The organism is Nocardioides malaquae (genome assembly GCF_015070385.1).
GTDB lineage: Bacteria > Actinomycetota > Actinomycetes > Propionibacteriales > Nocardioidaceae > Nocardioides > Nocardioides malaquae.
This window is the reverse complement of record NZ_JADCSA010000514.1, coordinates 1-265: the sequence shown is the minus strand read 5'-3', so window position 1 is coordinate 265 and position 265 is coordinate 1. Positions and strand designations below refer to the sequence as shown.

General features: G+C 53.2%; 1 protein-coding gene. It reads right to left on the bottom strand.

The window, feature by feature from the left end:
* Positions 1–19: 19 nt before the first annotated feature.
* The coding region (locus IEQ44_RS17285) for a hypothetical protein (protein ID WP_227487659.1) at positions 20–265 on the bottom strand (246 nt) is incomplete at its 5' end.

The window sequence follows — 265 nt, the reverse complement described above, 5'->3', positions numbered from 1 at the left end:
TATTAAAAGCCCGAAAATTTTACTCATTTTTGCGGGAATTGCAATCAACAGTTGCTAACTCTGCTGTAAAAGGCCGTCGGCGGTGCAGCCAGTTTGGTGCCGGAGTGCGCGCAGTCACCGGAGCGTACACGCAGTACGTGAGGATGACGAGCACATCCCGGTGCCAAAATGGCAAACAAGCCAGGCCGATTAGCGACCAGGGAAGCCTGGGGGCAGCATACCCTTCATGCTTCACATCATCTTCGCCATTCCGCCCTTCTTCATT